The sequence below is a fragment of the Mesorhizobium sp. M4A.F.Ca.ET.022.05.2.1 genome (assembly GCF_003998845.1).
Taxonomy (GTDB): Bacteria; Pseudomonadota; Alphaproteobacteria; order Rhizobiales; family Rhizobiaceae; genus Mesorhizobium.
In genome coordinates this window covers 1-19345 of record NZ_RZOJ01000029.1, presented here as the reverse complement: position 1 = coordinate 19345, position 19345 = coordinate 1, and the positions used below count along the sequence as shown (strand labels likewise).

Here is a 19345-nt window from a genome sequence, read left to right as displayed (position 1 = left end):
GCAAGCGCGGTGCGGGTCTAAAGGGTCGTTATCCCGTGGTGATTTGGCCGGTCGGCTTGCAGCCACGTTAAACAAGTCGCTAAAGGACCGTCGGGCCGCAAGGCCGTATGGACCGGTTGCGACTTTTCGCGGCCGGTTTTTTTGTATCTGGAAGTAGAGCGATGACCAAGAAGCGTGACTGGAAGCCTCAGACGGCACTCGTGCATGGCGGAACGCTGCGTTCCGGCTTCGGCGAGACAGCCGAGGCGATGTACCTCACCCAAGGCTATGTCTATGAGACGGCGCAGGCGGCGGAGGCCCGCTTCAAGGGCGAGGAACCAGGCTTCATCTATTCGCGCTACGCCAACCCGACGGTCGACATGTTCGAAAAACGCATGTGCGCGCTGGAAGGTGCGGAGGACGCGCGCGCGACCTCCTCCGGCATGGCCGCGGTGACGGCGGCACTACTGTGCAGCGCCAGGGCCGGCGACCATATCGTGGCGGCGCGCGCGCTGTTCGGCTCCTGCCGCTGGGTGGTCGAGACGCTGGCGCCGAAATACGGCATCGAGGCGACGCTGGTCGACGGCACCGACATCGCCAACTGGGAAAAGGCGGTGAAGCCCAACACCAAGCTGTTCTTCCTGGAAAGCCCGACCAACCCGACGCTGGAAGTGGTCGATATCGCCGCCGTCGCGGCACTCGCCAATTCGATCGGCGCCAGACTGATCGTCGACAATGTCTTCGCCACGCCCCTGCAGCAGAAGCCCTTGCAGCTCGGTGCCCATATTGTGGTCTATTCGGCGACCAAGCACATCGACGGCCAGGGGCGCTGCCTCGGTGGCGTCATCCTGTCGGACAAGAAGTGGATCGACGAGAACCTGCACGACTATTTCCGCCATACCGGCCCCAGCCTGTCGCCGTTCAACGCCTGGACGCTGCTGAAGGGCCTGGAGACGCTGCCGCTGCGGGTGCGCCAGCAGACCGAAAGCGCCGGCAAGATCGCCGACTTCCTCGCCGAACGGCCGGAGATCGCCCGCGTCATCTATCCGGGCCGGGCCGACCACCCGCAGGCCGAGATCGTCAGGAAGCAGATGTCGGGCGGCTCGACGCTGATCTGCCTCGACGTCAAGGGCGGCAAGCAGGCGGCCTTCGCCTTCCAGAACGCCCTCGACATCGTGCTGATCTCCAATAATCTCGGCGACGCCAAGAGCCTGATCACCCACCCGGCGACGACCACGCACAAGAACCTCAGCGACGAAGCGCGCGCCGAGCTCGGCATCGGCCCGGGCACGCTCCGGCTCTCGGTCGGCCTGGAGGACACGGACGACCTGCTCGCCGATGTCGAGCAGGCACTGAAGGCGGCGAAATAGGGGACCTGGGCGAAGGCCCCGGTCAGGCACTCGAGGGCGTCTCTTCCAGTTCGGCCACCTTGGTGCCGATGGTCATGGCGTTGCCGCGCCAGTCGACGGCGCCGCCCAGCCAACCGCGCGCCCATATCGCCGGCAGCATCGCGTCGCGCGCGATCATGGCGGCGACGATGCGCGGCGACAGGTACCAGCCCTTGGCCGAGGCGAGCGCGCATTCCGGCAGATAGGCGAGCGCCAGCACGCAAAGCGCCGTGGCCGGCAGGCTGATGCCCGCGTGAGCCGCCGCAAACAGCGCCAGCAGCAGCGGCAGCGCCGCGCCGGTCATGATCTCCGGCGCGAAGAACAGCGGGAAGGTGACGCGGCGCAGCCGCGCCCAGCGCGCCTGGCGCGACCAGATCTCGCCGAGCCGGCGCTCGCCCAGCGGCTGTTCGAAGGGCGAGGCAACGAGATGGACGCGAAGGCCGAGCCCGTTGACCAGCTTGGTCGCCGCGGCGTCCTCGGCGATCTCGGCGGCAAGCGCGCGGATGCCGCCATTGGCGTCGAGCATGGGCTTGTTCCACAGCATGCTCTTGCCCTGGGCAAAGCCGAGGCCAAGCGCCTCGCCGGCATATTGCCAGCGCGCCTGCAGCGTGTTGAGGAAGGCGCATTCGACCTCCGCCCAGAAGCCGTCCGGCCGCGAGCCGATCGGCGTCGAGCAGACGAGGCCGGTGTCCGACCGCCAGGCTGCCATCAGATGCTGAATATAGTCGTGCCGCATCAGCACGTTGGAATCGGCGAGGATCACCCAGTGATGGCGCGCCGCCTCCCAGCCCTTGACGCAATTGTTGAGCTTCGGATTGGCGCTGACGCGGTCGTCGCCGACCAGCAGCCGGGCGGGCACCTTGGGAAACCGGGCAATCGCCCGGTTTATCAGCTTGGCCACCGGATCGTCGGCATGGGCGACGCAGAAGATCAGTTCGTAACGCGGCCAGTCGAGCGTGAAAGCGCGCTGGAGCGTCTCCTCGGTGAACGGCTCGACGCCGTCCTGCCGGCGGGCGGCGCCGCGCCGCGCGGGGGTTTCAGCCTCAAAGCCGCGAGCAGGATGCTGGTGAGATTGGCGAGGAGCAAGGCTATCGAAAGCAGGGCGGCGGCTATGGCGATCAGTTCCATCGAGGTCTGGTCACTCCGGAAAAGCCGGCTGGGAATGGCCGTCTTGAACAGGTCGACAGAGCGATGAGTCGCCCGGCACGGTCTGCGCACACCATCATTGTCGTGTGTCACTTAAATGACATTGTTTGCCGGCACGTGCGCATAAGGACGGAAGGGATGGGCATCACGCATCGTTGACCTGATCGCGGAGCGAGCCGAAAGTTCCCGAACTGTTTGGAGCAGCTCATGTATCGCGCCGTCACGCGCAAGATCGAAGTGCAGGTCAGGCCGTTCTATCTGGAGGATCGCTCCGATCCGTCGGAGAATCGCTATGTCTGGGGCTATCACGTGACCATCGACAACCAGTCGGACGAGTTCGTGCAGTTGCTGTCGCGCTATTGGCATATCACAGACGGCAGCGGCCGTGTCGAGGAGGTGCGCGGCGCCGGCGTCGTTGGCGACCAACCCGAGCTCAATCCCGGCGACAGTTACCAGTACACCTCCGGCTGCCCGCTTTCGACGCCGTCGGGCATCATGGTCGGCCACTACACGATGCGCAACAAGCAGGGCGAGACGTTCGACGTCGCTATACCTGCTTTCTCGCTCGACCTGCCGGGCACGCGACGGACGGTGAACTAGTGGCCGCCTACCCCCTTGGCGCCGGCACACCGGCGTGCGAGCGTCAAAGCAACTTTGCTTCCCATTGATCAAGGGAGGCTGCCATGCGCCAGGCAGCGGCTTGATGAACAAAATTGAGACAGGGCTGTTTCTGGGCAGGCTGCCGTTCGCAAGAGTTGGACAAGGACCGGAAAGTCTTCTCATCATCAACGGCGGTCAGGGGTTCATGATGAAACCCTGTCGATCCAGACTGGAAAAGGACGCCAGACGGCTCATCCATATCCTTCCACCCGGCACGAGCTTTGTGCTGATTGGCTACGATCCCGCTCCCAAAGCCGATCTATCGCTCGAGGGCATGGCCAGAGACATCGCGGAGATCATCGACGCTGACTTCAAGAAGCCAGCGAAGTTGATGGGTATTTCCTATGGCGGCGTTGTCGCAACGCAGGTGACCGCACGCTATCCAGACCTGGTAGGCAGGCTGGTCCTGCTGGCGAGTGCGCATGGCTTTTCGGCCGATGGAAAAGAGCGGCTCAAGAGACAGATCCAATTCGCAAAAGCCGAACAATTTCACGCGCTTTTGGAGGAATTCACAACGGCGTTTCGGCGGCCGTGGCTGAACCTTCTTTTGCGTTTTCGACTGAGGTTCGAAGGACGCAGCCTGATTGCCCGGATGGGAGCGCCAAGGACGATTGGGCGCTATCTCGAGGCAATGCTCGACAACGATGTGGCCGACGTAGGCCTCCGCGATATCTCGGCGAGGACCTTGATCCTCGGCGGTGAAAGGGACCAGTTTTTCGGCGGGATGATGGAAGCCACCGCGAGTGCAATCAGCGGAGCGAAGCTCACACTGCTCGCGGGAGAAACCCATATGGCTCCAGTCGAACGAGCGTCAGAGGTCCGCAGGCACCTCGAAGATTTATTAGAAGCTGAAATCGGTGCGGCAGCCAAGCGCAGTCAAAAAGGACGCCCGACAATGCAGGCTATGTATCCTCTCCCCCGGTGGGAGAGAGGATAGATTGCGGTGCGGCTTGTCAGAAGGCGAGCCTACTGCGCGGCGAACTCCGTCGGATCGAAGTCGTACTGCGTCGAGCAGAACTCGCAGGCGACGTGGATGCCGCCATCCTCGGTGCTGTCCTTGATCTCCTCGGCGGAGAAGCCCGCGAGGATGCCGCGGATCTTCTCGCGCGAGCACGAGCACTGGTCGGCAACCGGCACGCCGCCGAACACGCGTACGCCGTGCTCGTGAAACAGCCGGTAGAGCAGCCGCTCGGCGCCGACCGTCGGATCGATCAGCTCGGTCGGCTCGATGGTGCCGAGCAGCGCCAGCAACTCCTGCCAGGAATTGTCGGCCGGATCATGCACCGCCTCGCGCGGATCGCCATCGCCGCCGGAAATGTCCGGCACGCGCATGCGTTCCGGCGCCTTCGGCAGGAATTGCGCCAGAAGACCGCCGGCGCGCCACTGCTCACGGGCGCCTCGGGGACCGGGCGTCACCAGCTTGGCCACCGACAGCCTGATGTCGGTCGGGATCTGCTCCGACTGGCGGAAATAGGTGCGCGCGGCCTCTTCCAGCGAGGAGCCGTCGAGCTGGACGATGCCCTGATAGCGCTGCGTGTGGACGCCTTGGTCGATGGTCAGCGCCAGCACGCCGTTGCCGAGCAGCGTCTGCTGCGAGACCTCGCCGGCGGCGGTCAGCACCTGCAGCCGATCGGCATCGAAGCGCGCATAGCCGCGCAGCGCATGCGGGGTGGAGAAATCCGCCACCAGCATATCGACCGGCCCGTCGGTTCGGGTCTGCAGGATGAACTTGCCTTCGAACTTGAGCGAAGTGCCGAGCAGCACCGTCAGCACGCAGGCTTCCGCCAGCAGGCGGGCGACCGGTTCCGGATAATCGTGGCGGGCAAGAATGGCGTCGAGCATCGGCCCGAGCTGCACGGTGCGGCCGCGCACGTCGAGCGGGGCGACCTCGAACGGCACGACATGGTCGTCGCCGGCATAGCCGAATTCGCCGAGTTGCGGGTGATGTTCAGTCACTTGACGGGTTTCCAACATGACAAAGCTCCGGGGCGCGGCCATACCGCCCATCTGGGGGCATGCGTCCAAACGCGCTCGATTTGCGTGATGCGCCGCAGATAGGCATCACACCTCCGGAGATCAAGCTCCCAGACACCAGGCCAAAACCGCCTTCTGGGCGTGCAGCCGGTTCTCGGCCTCGTCGAACACCACCGAATGCGGCCCGTCGATGACCTCGTCGGTCACCTCCTCGCCGCGATGCGCCGGCAGGCAGTGCATGAACAGCGCGTCCGGCTTCGCCTTCGCCATCAGCGCCGCATTGACCTGGTAAGGCAGGAAAACGTTGTGGCCGCGCGCGCGATGCTCCTGGCCCATCGACACCCAGCAGTCGGTGACGATGCAGTCTGCCTGGTGGACAGCTTCCTCGGCCGAGCGGGTGAAATTCAGCCTGCCGCCATTGGCCTTCGACCAGTCGATGTGCTTCTCATCCGGCTCGCTGCCTTCCGGCACAGCGACGTTGAGGTTGAAACGAAACCGCGCCGAGGCCTCGAGCAGCGAATGCAGTACATTGTTGCCGTCGCCGGTCCAGGCGAAGGTCTTGCCGGCCACCGGACCGCGATGCTCCTCGAAGGTCATGATGTCGGCCATCAGCTGGCAGGGATGGGTGTCGTCGGTCAGCCCGTTGATAACCGGAACGGTGGCGTTCTCGGTCAGCTCCAGCAGCCGCTCATGCGAGGTGGTGCGGATCATGATAGCGTCGACATAGCGCGACAGCACCTTGGCCGTGTCGGCGATGGTCTCGGAACGACCGAGCTGCATCTCGGTGCCGGTCAGCATGATGGTCTCGCCGCCAAGCTGGCGCATGCCGACGTCGAAGGACACGCGCGTGCGGGTCGAGGGCTTGTCGAAGATCATCGCCAGCACCTTGCCCTCGAGCGGCTTGGTGCGCTCGCCGGCCTTGAGCCTGGCCTTTCGCACCACCGCGTCGTCAAGCATGAAGCGCAGATCGCCTTCGGAAACGGCGGAGAGGTCGGTGAAATGGCGAACGGACATCGGCAATGGTTCCGGAATTACTTCGCGGCGGCCGCGGCGATGGCGTCCGCCAGGCCCCGGGCGCCGGCGCGGATGCGGTCGAGCGCCTCGCCGATCTCGGCGTCGGTGACGGTGAGCGGCGGCAGCAGGCGAATGACGTTGTCGCCGGCCGGGACCGCGAGCAGATGCTGGTCGCGCAGCGCCATGTTGACCTTGGTGTTGGGCATCACGCATTTGAGGCCGAGCATCAGGCCGGTTCCCCTGATACCTTCAAGGACCTCGGGAAACTCGTCGGCCACGCCGGCCAGTCCCTGCTTCAGGAGCAGTGCCTTGCGCTGGACATCCTCGAGGAAACCTTCCTCCAGCACCACGTCGAGCACGGCGTTGCCAACCGCCATCGCCAGCGGATTGCCGCCGAAGGTGGTGCCGTGCACGCCGGCGGTCATGCCGACCGCAGCCTCGTCGGTGGCAAGGCACGCACCCAGCGGGAAGCCGGCGCCGATGCCCTTGGCAATCGCCATCAGATCCGGGGTGACGGCGGACCATTCATGCGCAAACAGCTTGCCGGTGCGGCCAATGCCGCACTGGACCTCGTCGAAGATCAGAAGCAGGCCATGCTGGTCGCAAAGCTGCCGCAACCGCTTCAGCGACTGCGTCGGCACCGGGCGGATGCCGCCCTCGCCCTGGACCGGCTCGATCAAGATGGCGGCCGTCTCCGGCGTGATCGCCTTCTCAGCCGCGTCGATGTCGTCGAAACCGACCTGGTCGAAGCCTTCGACCTTTGGGCCGAAGCCTTCCAGATATTTATACTGGCCGCCGGCGGCGATCGTCGCCAGCGTGCGGCCGTGGAAGGCGCCTTCGAAGGTGACGATGCGGAAACGCTCGGGATGTCCCTTGACGAAATGGTAGCGCCGCGCCGTCTTGATGGCACATTCCAGCGCCTCGGCGCCCGAATTGGTGAAGAACACCTTGTCGGCAAAGGTCGCCTCGACGAGCCGTTCGCCGAGCCGGCGCTGCTCCGGAATCTCGTAGAGGTTGGAGACATGCCAGAGCTTCGCCGCCTGCTCGGTGAGCGCTGCAACCAGATGCGGATGGCTGTGGCCAAGTGAATTGACGGCGATGCCGCCGGCGAAATCGAGATATCGCTCGCCCTTGTCGGTGACCAGCCAGGTCCCCTCCCCGTGGTCGAAGGCCAGGGGTGCGCGAGCAAAGGTCTCGTAAAGCGCCGAACCGCTCATTATATGCGTCTCCGGAACCGGAAAATCAAAAAAGCCGCCAAAGCGGCGGCCTTTGCGGCTTATCGTGTTTTTCGGCCATGAAGTCAACGAAAACGTCGCGCATAGGCGCGCGGCATGCCCCTGACGAGACGCCGGTTCATAAGCGGCCGGCAAGTTGGGGAAAACCGGAAAAACCGATTCGTGTTGCCCCGGGGACTCTTGTCACCGAGTCAGCGCATGAGGTATTTGTAGTTGAGAAATAACTAGATTTCGTGCGGCGGACCTAATCACCCGATATATGTGGTGTTGTCTGCCCGGCGGGAGCCGGGACGGGAAGGGATTCCGATCGCCGCACGCCTCAGCAGGAGCGCGGTCTCATGAACTGGACTGACGAGCGGGTAGAACTTCTCAGGAAACTGTGGTCGGAAGGGCTGAGCGCCAGCCAGATTGCGGCACAGCTGGGAGGCGTCAGCCGCAACGCGGTCATCGGCAAGGTGCATCGCCTGAAGCTGTCGGGCCGCGGCCGCGCGACGGCCAGCCCGGCTCGCCAGAAGAAAACCGTGCAGGGATCGTCCATCCAGAAATCGGTATCGCGCGCCGCGACCGCCACGCGCCATGTCACCACCTCGATCGGCGCGACCGCGCTCCAGGCTCAGTTCGACGCCGAGCCTGTGGCGCGCCACTATATCCGCCCGGTGGAAAACGTCGTCGTACCGATCTCGCGGCATCTGCAGCTGGTCGAGCTGACCGAGCGCACCTGCAAATGGCCGAATGGCGACCCGCTGTCGGAAGACTTCAACTTCTGCGGCAACGACGCCGCCGAGACCGGCCCGTACTGCAAATACCACTCTCGCGTCGCGTTCCAGCCGGCGGCGGAGCGGCGCAGAAGCCGCTGAGCAATAGCGAATAGCGAATAGGAACGGCTTGGCTTCTTGTGACAGGGAGCAAGCCGTTTTTGGTGTTCTCTATTCGCTACTTTCTATTCGCTGTTCGCTCTCCCTTCACAGCCATCCATTCTTCCTGAACCGCCAGTACAGGAACGAGCAGATCAGCGCGATCGCAACCAGCACGGTCGGGTAGCCATACTCCATATGCAGTTCCGGCATGTCGTTGAAATTCATGCCGTAGATGCCGGCGAAGGCCGTCGGCACCGCCAGGATGGCGGCCCAGGAGGCGAGTTTTTTCGAGATCGCGGTTTCCTGACTCTGGCCGACCAGAAGACTGGCTTCGAACGCGAAAGCCAGCACCTCGCGCAGGCTGTCGATCTTTTCCTGGACCGTGCGGATATGGTCGGTCACGTCGCGGAACAGCGGATGCATCGAAGCATTGATCTGCGGCAGGTCGGCGCTGGTCAGCCGGCGGCAGACCTCGACAGAGCCGCTCGATGTCGGAGCCGGTCATCGGCCTGAGCAGGACCTTGTCCTCGATCGCCTCGACCTCGTCCTCGATCTGCTCCAGAACCGGCATGTAGTTGTCGACGATGAAGTCGAGAATGGCATAGAGGACGAAGTCCTCGCCCTTGGCGAGCGAATGCGGGCAGGTTTCCCAATGCTGACGGACCGCGGCATAGGATGTCGACGGTCCATGCCTGACGCTGACGATGTAGCCGGCGCCGACGAACAAATGCGTCTCGCCGAAGGTGACGCGGCCGTCGATCAGCTGGGCGGTGCGCGCGACGATGAACAGGGCATCGCCATATTGCTCGATCTTCGGCCGCTGGTGCGGATGCTCGGCATCCTCGATCGCCAGATCGTGCAGATGGAATTGCGCCTGTACGCGCAGCAAAAGATTGCGGTCCGGCTCCAGAAGTCCGATCCAGACGACATGGTCAGGCTTCTTGGCCCAGTCACCGGCCTCCTCGATCGGAATGTCGGCGATGCGGCGGCCGGCCGTATAGACGCTTGACGCGATGATGCCGGACGTCGGCGGCGGGGCCGGAGTGAGGTTCCGAACGTTTTCCATAACAAACTCCTGAGGCACGGCCACTGATCAGGATTCAGGAACGTTCGCGGGAGCTTAGCCTAAATTAGCACGGCGTTCGAGAGGCCATCGTTCACTTCACCGGCAGCGTGCCGGGAACAGCGATCTTGTCCGTCTTGTCACCCTTCGGCCGCTCGGCCGGCATCTGGTCGCCGGTGACGATGTAGTAGATGGTCTCGGCGATGTTGGTGGCGTGGTCACCGATGCGCTCGATGTTCTTGGCGCAGAACAAAAGATGCGTGCAGGGCGTGATGTTGCGCGGATCTTCCATCATGTAGGTCAAAAGCTCGCGAAACAGCGAGGTATACATGGCGTCGATCTGGTCGTCGCGATCGCGCACGAAGCCGATCTTTTCCACCGAGCGCGAGGCGTAGACGTCGAGCACTTCCTTCAGCTGCGTCAGCGCCAGGTCGGCCAGGGCCTCGAGGCCCCGGTACAGGCTGGTCGGCTGGCGTCCGTCGATGACGGCCGCCACCCGCTTGGCGACGTTCTTGCCGAGGTCGCCGACGCGCTCGATGTCGGCGGAGATGCGGATCGCGCCGACGATCTCGCGCAGGTCCGTCGCCATTGGCTGGCGTCTGGCGATGATGACGATCGCCTTGTCGTCGATCTCGCGCTGCCCTTCGTCGAGGGCCTGATCGTCCCGGATGACCTTCTGGGCGAGGCCGGGATCGGCATTGACCAAGGCGGTGATCGCCTGCTCGACCATGCGCTCGGCATGGCCGCCCATCGCAGCGATGCGCTTCGACAGGTATTTCAGCTCTTCGTCATAGGCACTGATGATATGCACGGACTGCATGAACGAATGCCTTCCCGGGGTCTTTTTGACCGAGTCGCTTCCTCAATCTCCCGCTGATACGCCAGCCGGATGACAGAAAGAAGAAACAGCCAGTTAGCAAATAGTACTGACTCAGCGCGCTGGCAAATGGACCGAGAACGCCGCGCCTTTGCCGACTTCCGACTTGATCGACAGCCTGGCATTGTGGCGCGTCAGTATGTGCTTGACGATCGACAGGCCAAGGCCGGTGCCCTTCTGGGTGCGGCTGCTTTCGACGTCGACGCGGTAGAAGCGCTCGGTGATGCGCGGAATGTGTTCTTCGGGGATGCCCGGGCCGTAGTCCCTGATGGTGACGTCGATGCCCGGCTCGGGGCCGGTCCCGTCGCGGGCGATCGACACCGTGACACGCCCGCCCGACTGGCCGTACTTGCAGGCGTTTTCCAGGAGGTTCTCGAAGACCTGGAAAAGCTCGTCACGGTCGCCCGGCACGTCTAGCGGCCCGTCGACGAAGTCGCGCTCGATGACGACGCTGTTCTCACGCGCAAGAGGCGCCAGCGAGTCGATGACGCTGTCGATGGTCTGGCGAAGATCGACCTCGGTTCCCGGCTTCAGGTAGGGCTTCATCTCCAGCCGCGACAGCGACAGGAGATCGTCGATCAGGCGGGCCATGCGGCCGGTCTGGTTCTGCATGATCTGCAGGAACTGGTCGCGCGCCGCCGGATCGCCGCGGGCCGGCCCGCGCAGCGTCTCGATGAAGCCCGAGATCGAGGCAAGCGGCGTGCGCAACTCATGGCTGGCATTGGCGATGAAATCGGCGCGCATCCTGTCGATCCGGCGCGCCTCGCTCTGGTCCTTGAACACCAGCACATAGAGGTCGGTGGCATGGCCGACAGAGGATGCGCTGACACGATAGGCCCGTTCGACCGGCAGCTTCTCGGTGTAGTCGACCATGTCGGATGCGACGGTCCCCGACAGGACGCTGTCCAGCAAGGCCTGCATTTCGGGGGCGCGGAATTTCAGCGACAGCGACATGCCCGGCGCAAGGCCGCCAAAGGCGGCGAAAGCGGCGGCGTTGGCGTGGACGATAGTGGCGGTGCGGTCGAAGATGATCAGCGGATCGGCGACAGCGGCCGCAAGGTATTCGCCAGAAAGCCGCTGCAAGCCGCCTGCTTCTATTGCCGCTGCGTCCTCAGTTGACCGGCGCGGGGCGCCCGACGGCAACAGCGCCGCCGCCACCAGCAGGGCAGTCGCCGCCACGAGCACATAGGCCGAAATGCCGGCAAGGCCATAGACGGCGAAAACCGCGACGATGCCGGCGGCAAGCAGCCAGCGACTCCCCCACAGCCGGACGGCCACCGGTTGCGCCGTGCCCTTCTGCTCCGCGTTCAGCTCAGCCATTCGCGCGCTCGCGCCCCATGCCTCTTCCCCGTCGCCGGTCGCGAAAACTTCCGCTGGACCGGCCTGGAGTGCTACAGCGTCATTTGCGCATCCAAACCGGGGCGCGGCGCCGTTGAGGCTCCCAATAGCATGAGTCCGCAAGCTGGAAAGGTTCGTCTCGATGAAAAAAGCCAAGGCAAGTCCCGCCCCGGCACCGGCACAGGGTCCGCTGAAAATCACGGTCGACGGCAAGGAGCGGGAGTTCGACATCGAGAATCCGGTGCTTCCCGACTGGATCGAGGACAACAAGCTGACCGCCGGCGGCTATCCCTACGACAAGAAGATGAAGAGCGAGGAATATGACGCGACGCTCGAGCAGTTGCAGATCGAGCTGGTCAAGGCGCAGGCCTGGCTGCAGGCGACCGGCAAGCGGGTGATGGCGCTGTTCGAGGGCCGTGACGCCGCCGGCAAGGGCGGCACGATCTTCGTGCTGCGCCAGTACATGAACCCGCGCACCGCGCGCAATGTGGCGCTGACAAAGCCGACGCCGACCGAGCTCGGACAGTGGTATTACCAGCGCTATGTCGCCCATTTCCCGACATCGGGTGAATTCGTGACCTTCGACCGTTCTTGGTACAACCGCGGCGGGGTCGAGCCGGTGATGGGCTTCTGCACGCCCGAGCAGCACGAGAAATTCCTCGACGAGACGCCGCATTTCGAGCGGATGATCTGCAACGAAGGCATCCACTTCTTCAAATTCTGGCTGAACATCGGCCGTGAAACCCAGCTCGAACGTTTCCACGACCGCCGCTGGAGCCCGCTGAAGAACTGGAAGTTCTCGCCGATCGACGTCGCAGGCATCAACAAATGGGACGACTACACGAAGGCGCGCGACCTCATGGTCGAACGCACGCACAAGGAGTTCGCGCCCTGGATCGTCGTGCGGGCCAACGACAAGCGACGGGCGCGGCTGGCTGTGATCAGGCGCATCCTGTCGTCGCTGCCCTATGACGGGCGCGACCTCGAAATCGTCGGCAAGGAAGACAAGAAGATCATCGGCGAAGGGCCATCATTCCTGGAGAAGTAGGTCCCATTTCGCCGACGATACGGGGCTGGCGGTCCTAGAGCCGGATGATTTCAGGTCGAATCGACCTGAAATCTGAATCCGGCTCTAAATCAAAGAGATAGAGCATGATGTCGTCCGAAAACCGCGTCACACTTTTCGGCATCATGCTCTAGGCCGCCAGCCGGGCGATGCGCTGCAGCCGCTTCAGGGTGGTGTCGTCCTGCAGCGCCTGCTGGAACAGCGATATCTCCTGGTCGATGCGGTCGCAGAGCGCATTGGTGTCGCCCTTGAGCAGGCCGCGCGTCTGCAGGAGGGCTGCGACCGGCTTCTTGGCAAGCTGCCTTGCCCTGAGAAGGGCCGCGTCCTCGGCGCTGCCGTCGGCGACGATCTCGCCGACCAGCCCGAGCGCCTTGGCGTCCTCGGCATGAAGGGTGTCGCCCAGGCAGAAGAAGCGGAAGGCCCCGGCATAGCCGAGCTTCTGCGGCGCCAGGATGCTGGTTGCCGCGTCCGGCACCAGGCCGAAATCGACAAACGGCACCCGGAACGTGCTTGCGCTCGAGGCGATGACCATGTCGCAGTGGAACAGGATGGTGCAGCCGACACCGACGGCATCGCCGTCGACGCAGGCGAGCACCGGTTTCGGAAAGGTGGCCAGCGTGCGGAACATGTCGGTGACGGCGGCGATCAGCTCTCGATGCTTGGTGGCGTCGAGGAACTCGGAGAAATCGCCGCCAAGGCAGAAGCAGCCTGCCAGGCCGCGCAGCACGACGACGCGCACGTCATCGTTGACGGCGGCTTCGTGGAAGGTCCTGGCCAGGCTGGCATAGGCGCGCCTGTCCAGGACCGGCCGGCCATCATGCGAGGAGACAGTGACGACCAGCGTGTGGCCGCGTAATTCTGGTTGCGGGTGGATACTCATAACAAACTCCAATCACGATGCCTGCCGCAGGCCGAGCCTGTCGGGATAGCCCCTGGCCAGCACAGGGGCGAAATGATTGCGGCGCGCGCGCACCACGTCCAATGTGTGTTCGGTGAAGGTGAGCAGCGTGGCCACGACCTGTTGATTGCCGTAGGTACGCTGGTAGCCAAGCGGGGTCGCCAGGAAATGCAGTTGCAGCGCGCGCAGGACCCACATCGGCTCAAACTCGATGATGACCTGGTTGACGTTGCGCTTGAGTCCCCATTCGACGAAGCCGGCGATCAGCTCGGTGCCGACCGTCGACACGCCGCGCTTGCCATCGCGGAAGCCCGGCGCCACGGCATAGCGCGTCAGCTCCCAGATGCGAGGCCCCGAGGGCGGCGTGCCTTCATAGAGATCCTGCAGCACCTCGGTCAGGAGATGGGCCCGGGTCGTCGGCAACATCCGCTGATAGCCGGCAAGCTCGCCGTTGCGGATGACGAGCTGGTGCACCGCCTCGTCATGGTCGAACTGGTCGATCTCGAGGCCGTCCGGGCGTTCGAGATCGGTCCAGCCCATCTCCTCGACGAAGATCTTGTAGCGCAACCGGTGGACGGCTTCCCAAAGGTCGGGGCGCTCCATCAATTCCTGGGTTGTTAGGGAAAAAAGCATTAGCCGTCTCCTGTGTCCAAAAAGGAAGATACGGCCGGGCATTCCCGAAAAAATTACGCGATCGCGTAGGCAAGAATTTCTAGGCCGGCACGGCCGACCTAGCTAATATAGCCGCGCCTAATCGCTTCCGCGACGGCTTGCACCCTGTTGACGGCACCGAGTTTGCTTTTGGCGTTAAGAAGGTGTTTCTCGGAAGTGTGTTCTGAGATGCCTAGAATTTGAGATATTTCCCATTCGGACTTGCCGACGGCGGCCCATTGCAGGCATTCGCGTTCGCGCGGAGTCAATTCAATATGATCGATGGTCTTGGCGGCCATGGTGTGAATTTGCATGGCGCGGCCGATCGCATAGGTCGCCACCAGCGACACGATTCCGAACTCCGACTCGGACAATTCAACAGCCTCGCCGCCCAGCGACACCATGACGATCTGGCCGTCGAGCGTGATCAGCGGAAAAGCCAGGCCGTCGCGCAGCTTGAACTCCCTGGCGTCGCCCATCACCTCGCCGCTGCTCTTGTCGATGCGGATGCCTTCCGAAGCCTCCCGCCACTGGAACGGCGCCTGAAGCTGCTTCATGTGACTGACGACGGGATCGTGATCGACGTAGTTGCGCGCCACATAGCGCTCCAGCCACTCGCCCGGCCAGTCGCAGAGCAGGACGTGGTCCTTCTGCTGGCCGCGCGGTGTGCCCGGATGCGGAACCGTTCCAGCCATCAACGCCGTCAGGCCGAAGTTCGACGTGACGCCAAGCAGCCTTTCACAAACCGCGGCCGCCGTGTTGGCGTGCTGCAGCTGATCGATGTATTCCAGTGTGCGATCAAAATGACCCATCGCAACATCTACCCCATGTTGCCTTCCGCATCAGAGATCGATGGTAGATGCCTGACCCGCGCTTCGCCATCAACCCCGGATTGCAAAGCTGCTCCGCTTTCGTGACCGGCCGATTGCCCCCCTTTCAGCCGGCACCGCGGAGCTATTTGCAAACTCCCTAAACCATACGCTTAAATTCACAGGTTGAAATCAAAAACCATTGTGCCGGCGTGATTTTCGTACGAAAAGCCCAAAGACATGACTGGGCGGAGTCTTCTTGTGACATTGCGGCGGATAGTTATCGCCCTGTCGATGCTGGTGGCGGCGCAGTCTTTTGCCGGCATGACATTTGCCGCCGAGCCGCAGGTGCCGGTGCTCTGGGACGCCAAGGAGCGGCTGCCGAAGCCGGACCTCTCGGCGCTGCCGCGCCTCAGATTCCTCACCACCACCGATTTCCCGCCGTTCAACTTCCTGGATGGCGGCGGCAGGCTGTCCGGTTTCCATGTCGACCTGGCACGGGCGATCTGCGCCGAGCTCGGCATCGCCGAGAAGTGCCAGATCCAGGCGCTGCCCTGGGGCGAGCTCGACGAGGCGCTGCAGAAGGGCGAAGGCGAGGCGATCATCGCCGGCATCGCCGCGACAGCTGAAACGCGGTCCAAATACGCCTTCTCGCGATCGTACCTGCAGTTTCCGGCGCGCTTCATCATGCCGAAGGCGAAGGCCTTTACCGAACCGATCCTCGACAAGCTACGCAGCAAGCGCGTCGGCGTCGTTGCCGGCTCGGCGCATGAAAAGATGCTGCGCGACTATTTCGGCACCGTCCAGGTCGTCCCCTTCGACACGCCGGAAACGCTCTACGGGGACCTCAAGGCCGGCAAGATCGATGCCGCCTTCGGCGACGGCATGCGCTTTGCCTTTTGGCTAGGCGGCACCGACGCGGCCGGCTGCTGCCGCTTCGCCGGCGGGCCGTACCTGGCGCCCGAATATCTGGGCTCGGGCATGGCGATCGCCACGAGGGCCGGCGATCCGGCGCTGGCGGCGGCCATGGACTATGCACTGCAGGAGATTTCGGTGAAGGGCACCTTCGCCGAATTCTATCTGCGCTATTTTCCGGTCAGCTTCTTCTGAGGACTGCAGCACGGCCAGGGTTTGCTGAGATTCAGGTCAGGACGAGCCGAAGTGGTGGGTTCCGAGAATCGGAGCGGACTAAAAGTACGTGAGCACCGGAAGCGCAGGAAACCGCCATTTGCAGGCCGGCCTCACCTGAATATCAACAAAGCCTAGGTGAGTGTGCGCAGGCGCGCCTTGGCCGCGCGGGCGATGGCCGCGACAGTCAGCGTGTCGAGATCGAGCTTGAGGCGGATGAGCTGCAGCACTCGCACCTCCTCCATGCGCATTTCGAGATCAACGGCGGCGACCTCGAAAGCGGCGGCATAGGCGGTGTCGCGCAGCCGCTCCGGCAGCGCCCCTGCAACGAGTTCGAGCACGCCTTCCAGCCCGTCCTCGTCGTGCAAAGCCTTCTGGCAGGCCTGGGCAACCGCCACCAGCCTGTCCTGGTTGAAATCCACAAACACCGGCCATGAACGGACGACGTCGCCGATGCGTGCAAGCTCGACATCGGTCATGTCGCGGTCGGAAGCCGAAGTGATGACCATGAGGTAGATCAGGGCTTCGTGTGGCGTCAAAGGCATTCAAAACTCCATGATGATAGGCCCGAAGGTAGGGTCGCCACGTGGGCGCCGCAAGGAAAACCACCGCAAATCGTTGACGCTCCGGCTAGTGACGCCTAGAGACCGGTTGAAAACCTACTTGCCGCGAAGGCCGGCACATGACGTGGAAGCAGTGATATGACGGGATCAAACACCATCGATCTCAATCCCGAGATGCTGGCGGCGGCTGCCGAAAGCAAGGCCTGGCCGTTCGAGGAAGCCAAAAAGATCATCGCGCGCTACAAGGACGCCGACTTTCCCGAGACGGTGCTGTTCGAAACCGGCTACGGCCCGTCCGGCCTGCCGCATATCGGCACGTTCGGCGAGGTGGCGCGCACGACCATGGTGCGGCATGCCTTCCGGGTGCTGACCGAAGACAAGGTCAAGACCAAGCTGCTCTGCTTCTCCGACGACATGGACGGCATGCGCAAGATCCCCGACAACGTGCCGGATCGCGACGCGCTGGGGCCGTACCTGCACATGCCGCTTACGTCGGTGCCCAACCCGTTCGGGGGCGACTATGCCAGCTTCGCCGACCACAACAACGCAATGCTGTGCCGCTTCCTCGACACGTTCGGCTTCGACTACGAGTTCGCCAGCGCGACGCAGTACTACAAGTCAGGCCGCTTCGACGAGGTGCTGCTGCGCGCCGCCGAGCGCTATGACGAGATCATGGCGGTGATGCTGCCGACGCTGGGCGAAGAGCGCCAGGCGACCTATAGCCCGTTCCTGCCGATCTCGCCGAAGAGCGGCCGCGTGCTCTATGTGCCGATGAAGCATGTCGACGCAAAAGCCGGCACCGTCACCTTCGATGACGAAGGCACCGAGACCACGCTCTCGATCAGGGGCGGCAAGGTCAAGCTGCAGTGGAAGCCGGATTTCGGCATGCGCTGGGCCGCGCTCGGCGTCGATTTCGAGATGTTCGGCAAGGATCACCAGACCAATGCGGTGATCTACGACCGCATCTGCAACATCCTCGGCGGACGCGCGCCGGAGCATTTCGTCTACGAGTTGTTCCTCGACGAGAACGGCCAGAAGATCTCGAAGTCGAAGGGCAACGGACTGACCATCGACGAATGGCTGACTTATGCTCCGACCGAGAGCCTCGGGCTATACATGTACCAGCGGCCGCGGCAGGCCAAGAAGCTCTATTTCGACGTCATCCCGAAGGCAGTCGACGAATATTACAGCTTCCTCGGCGCCTACTCCCGGCAGGACTGGAAGGAGCGGCTCGGTAATCCGGTCTGGCACATGCATGACGGCAACCCGCCGGCCATCGACCTGCCGGTGCCGTTCGCGCTGCTGCTCAACCTGGTCAGCGCCTCGAACGCGCATGACAAGGCAGTGCTGTGGGGCTTCATCTCTCGACACGCGCCGGGCGTGACGCCGGCGACGCATCCTGAGCTTGATCGGTTGACGGGCTACGCGATCCGCTACTTCGACGATTTCGTGAAACCGACCAAGGTTTTCCGCGCCGCCGACGAGGTAGAGCGCGATGCACTGGCGAAGCTTTCCGACGCGCTCGGCGCGCTGCCGCAGGGCGCCGACGGCGAGGCGATCCAGAACGCGGCGCTCAACGTGGCGCGCCGGATCGAGCGCTATCAGGATCATTCCAAGCAGAGTCCCGAAGGCGGGCCGGGTGTTTCCGTCGCCTTCTTCCAGATGATCTACCAGGTGCTGATCGGGCAGGAGCGCGGACCGCGTTTCGGCTCCTTCGCCGCGCTCTACGGCATCGCCGAGACGCGGGCGCTCATTGAGCGGGCGCTGGCTGGTCAGCTAGCGGCGTAAGGACGCCATCTTCCGCCGGCAAGATCGAATCTGGCGCGGCGGGCGCGGGAGCCGTCGCTTCCGGCAGCGACGGCAGGCCGCCAAGGTTCGGGGCGTGCCCGAAAATGCCTTTCTTCTCCGAGCGTGCCTTGTCGCCGGCCTCGACAAAGGGGCCACCCGTGGCGGCGCGCGCCCAGCCGCTCTCGACCAGCCACTGGCCAATATCCTGATTACCGACACGGCATTCGGCGGAGATGAGGTCGCGGCCGCCGCCTTCCGGCGGCACGATGCAGGCTATCGCCCGGCCGCGCAGGAAGGCGCGGAATGCCGTCCTGGCGCGCGCGCCGCAGGCCCAGGATTTGCCGTCGACGCTGCAGGTCTCGTCCTGCCTCACGATGTCGACGCCGGAAATCGCGACCGAATAGCCCTTCGCCTCGATCAGCCCGGCGGCGGCGGCCACCGGCTGGAACAGCTTGGTCCCGTTCCAGTCGCCGGGCATTTTCCACCTGGGCGGCTTGGGCGGGCCTGCCAGCGCCAGGTCGCTCAGCGGCGCGCGCGGCTCGACACGCTCAAGCTCCCCGGAAGGGAGTTGAGGTGGCGCCACGACCTCGGGATCGATCGTCCTGGAATGGGCGGGAGGTTTCACCGGCTGCGGTGGCGGAAGGGCTGCCGTGGCCGGCGCTTCGGGCGGCATGTCGGCGCCCTGCTCGGCGGTGGTTTCGGCCACCGGATCAATGCGGTCCAGCGTGACGATGCTTTCACCGCCGTTCAGCGCGCGGCCTCCGGTGACGACGAGCGACGCCATCGCTGGTACAGCCGCAACAGCCACGGCAAGACGGAGCAGCCGCACTTACTGGCTTGCCCAGACGATACGCGCCACCCATTCGATGTCGCGCATCGGGATGTCCCGATCAGGATGATCAGGATTGAGG

Annotated in this window: 17 protein-coding genes, 2 pseudogenes and 1 riboswitch; of the genes and pseudogenes, 7 read left to right on the top strand and 12 right to left on the bottom strand. The window is 63.9% G+C overall.

Going from position 1 to position 19345, the window contains the following annotated elements; genetic code table 11:
• Window positions 1-25: 25 nt before the first annotated feature.
• Window positions 26-103, top strand: a riboswitch (SAM riboswitch).
• Between the two features lie 58 nt (window positions 104-161).
• Complete coding sequence (locus tag EN745_RS05800; RefSeq protein ID WP_126056589.1) at window positions 162-1349, top strand: O-succinylhomoserine sulfhydrylase; 1188 nt, start codon at window positions 162-164, stop codon at window positions 1347-1349.
• Between the two features lie 22 nt (window positions 1350-1371).
• On the opposite strand, the pseudogene EN745_RS05795 reads toward EN745_RS05800, so the two are convergent.
• Window positions 1372-2495: pseudogene (locus EN745_RS05795) on the bottom strand (ceramide glucosyltransferase).
• Window positions 2496-2720: 225 nt separating this feature from the next.
• On the opposite strand from EN745_RS05795, the gene apaG reads away from it, so the two are divergent.
• Both apaG and EN745_RS05785 read left to right on the top strand, forming a co-directional pair.
• The gene (gene apaG, locus EN745_RS05790) at window positions 2721-3113 is read left to right on the top strand and encodes a Co2+/Mg2+ efflux protein ApaG (RefSeq protein ID WP_126056590.1); all 393 of its coding nucleotides are present in this window, start codon (window positions 2721-2723) and stop codon (window positions 3111-3113) included.
• Between the two features lie 103 nt (window positions 3114-3216).
• Entirely contained in the window at window positions 3217-4110 is an 894-nt protein-coding gene (locus EN745_RS05785; protein WP_127420752.1) for an alpha/beta hydrolase, read from the top strand.
• Window positions 4111-4139: 29 nt separating this feature from the next.
• Here the strand turns inward: EN745_RS05785 and EN745_RS05780 are convergent, their stop codons facing one another.
• The 3 genes from EN745_RS05780 to EN745_RS05770 all read right to left on the bottom strand — a co-directional run bounded on the left by EN745_RS05780 (window position 4140) and on the right by EN745_RS05770 (window position 7378).
• A complete protein-coding gene (locus EN745_RS05780; protein ID WP_127420751.1) occupies window positions 4140-5171 on the bottom strand; it encodes an Hsp33 family molecular chaperone in 1032 nt (343 codons plus the stop codon).
• A 78-nt stretch (window positions 5172-5249) separates the two neighbouring features.
• Entirely contained in the window at window positions 5250-6161 is a 912-nt protein-coding gene (argF, locus tag EN745_RS05775; protein WP_127420750.1) for an ornithine carbamoyltransferase, read from the bottom strand.
• Between the two features lie 17 nt (window positions 6162-6178).
• Window positions 6179-7378, bottom strand: coding sequence for an aspartate aminotransferase family protein (locus EN745_RS05770; RefSeq protein WP_127406542.1), 1200 nt, complete (start codon window positions 7376-7378; stop codon window positions 6179-6181).
• A 356-nt stretch (window positions 7379-7734) separates the two neighbouring features.
• Here EN745_RS05770 and EN745_RS05765 point away from each other — a divergent pair, with 356 nt between their 5' ends.
• Window positions 7735-8253 carry a GcrA family cell cycle regulator gene (locus tag EN745_RS05765; RefSeq protein ID WP_126056595.1) on the top strand — a complete coding sequence of 173 codons (519 nt, stop codon included), beginning with the start codon at window positions 7735-7737 and terminating at the stop codon, window positions 8251-8253.
• Between the two features lie 105 nt (window positions 8254-8358).
• Here the strand turns inward: EN745_RS05765 and EN745_RS05760 are convergent.
• The 3 genes and pseudogenes from EN745_RS05760 to EN745_RS05750 form a co-directional block, all read right to left on the bottom strand.
• Window positions 8359-9319, bottom strand: a pseudogene (locus tag EN745_RS05760) (magnesium and cobalt transport protein CorA).
• 91 nt (window positions 9320-9410) lie between these two features.
• Window positions 9411-10136 carry a phosphate signaling complex protein PhoU gene (gene phoU / locus EN745_RS05755; protein WP_126056597.1) on the bottom strand — a complete coding sequence of 242 codons (726 nt, stop codon included), beginning with the start codon at window positions 10134-10136 and terminating at the stop codon, window positions 9411-9413.
• Window positions 10137-10247: 111 nt separating this feature from the next.
• Window positions 10248-11513: an ATP-binding protein gene (locus tag EN745_RS05750; protein ID WP_127405936.1), complete on the bottom strand. Its 1266-nt coding sequence runs from the start codon at window positions 11511-11513 to the stop codon at window positions 10248-10250.
• Window positions 11514-11673: 160 nt separating this feature from the next.
• Between EN745_RS05750 and ppk2 the strand changes: the two genes are divergently transcribed.
• The gene (gene ppk2 / locus EN745_RS05745; RefSeq protein ID WP_127405937.1) at window positions 11674-12579 is read left to right on the top strand and encodes a polyphosphate kinase 2; all 906 of its coding nucleotides are present in this window, start codon (window positions 11674-11676) and stop codon (window positions 12577-12579) included.
• A 148-nt stretch (window positions 12580-12727) separates the two neighbouring features.
• On the opposite strand, the gene EN745_RS05740 is transcribed toward ppk2, so the two are convergent.
• The 3 genes from EN745_RS05740 to EN745_RS05730 form a co-directional block, all read right to left on the bottom strand.
• The gene (locus EN745_RS05740) at window positions 12728-13477 is read right to left on the bottom strand and encodes an enoyl-CoA hydratase-related protein (protein WP_126056600.1); all 750 of its coding nucleotides are present in this window, start codon (window positions 13475-13477) and stop codon (window positions 12728-12730) included.
• Window positions 13478-13489: 12 nt separating this feature from the next.
• The gene (locus EN745_RS05735; RefSeq protein ID WP_126056601.1) at window positions 13490-14128 is read right to left on the bottom strand and encodes an acyl-homoserine-lactone synthase; all 639 of its coding nucleotides are present in this window, start codon (window positions 14126-14128) and stop codon (window positions 13490-13492) included.
• Between the two features lie 98 nt (window positions 14129-14226).
• Window positions 14227-14958 carry a LuxR family transcriptional regulator gene (locus EN745_RS05730; protein WP_126056602.1) on the bottom strand — a complete coding sequence of 244 codons (732 nt, stop codon included), beginning with the start codon at window positions 14956-14958 and terminating at the stop codon, window positions 14227-14229.
• Between the two features lie 291 nt (window positions 14959-15249).
• Here EN745_RS05730 and EN745_RS05725 point away from each other — a divergent pair, with 291 nt between their 5' ends.
• Entirely contained in the window at window positions 15250-16065 is an 816-nt protein-coding gene (locus EN745_RS05725; protein WP_126059248.1) for a transporter substrate-binding domain-containing protein, read from the top strand.
• Between the two features lie 152 nt (window positions 16066-16217).
• On the opposite strand, the gene EN745_RS05720 is transcribed toward EN745_RS05725, so the two are convergent.
• Window positions 16218-16628, bottom strand: a complete 411-nt coding sequence (locus EN745_RS05720) for a tellurite resistance TerB family protein (protein ID WP_126056603.1) — start codon at window positions 16626-16628, stop codon at window positions 16218-16220.
• A 156-nt stretch (window positions 16629-16784) separates the two neighbouring features.
• Here EN745_RS05720 and EN745_RS05715 point away from each other — a divergent pair, with 156 nt between their 5' ends.
• Window positions 16785-18434, top strand: a complete 1650-nt coding sequence (locus EN745_RS05715; RefSeq protein WP_126056604.1) for a lysine--tRNA ligase — start codon at window positions 16785-16787, stop codon at window positions 18432-18434.
• Here the strand turns inward: EN745_RS05715 and EN745_RS05710 are convergent.
• Window positions 18397-19263, bottom strand: coding sequence for a thermonuclease family protein (locus EN745_RS05710; RefSeq protein WP_348627208.1), 867 nt, complete (start codon window positions 19261-19263; stop codon window positions 18397-18399). The two genes, EN745_RS05715 and EN745_RS05710, sit on opposite strands and share 38 nt — an antisense overlap.
• Between the last annotated feature and the right edge of the window lie 82 nt (window positions 19264-19345).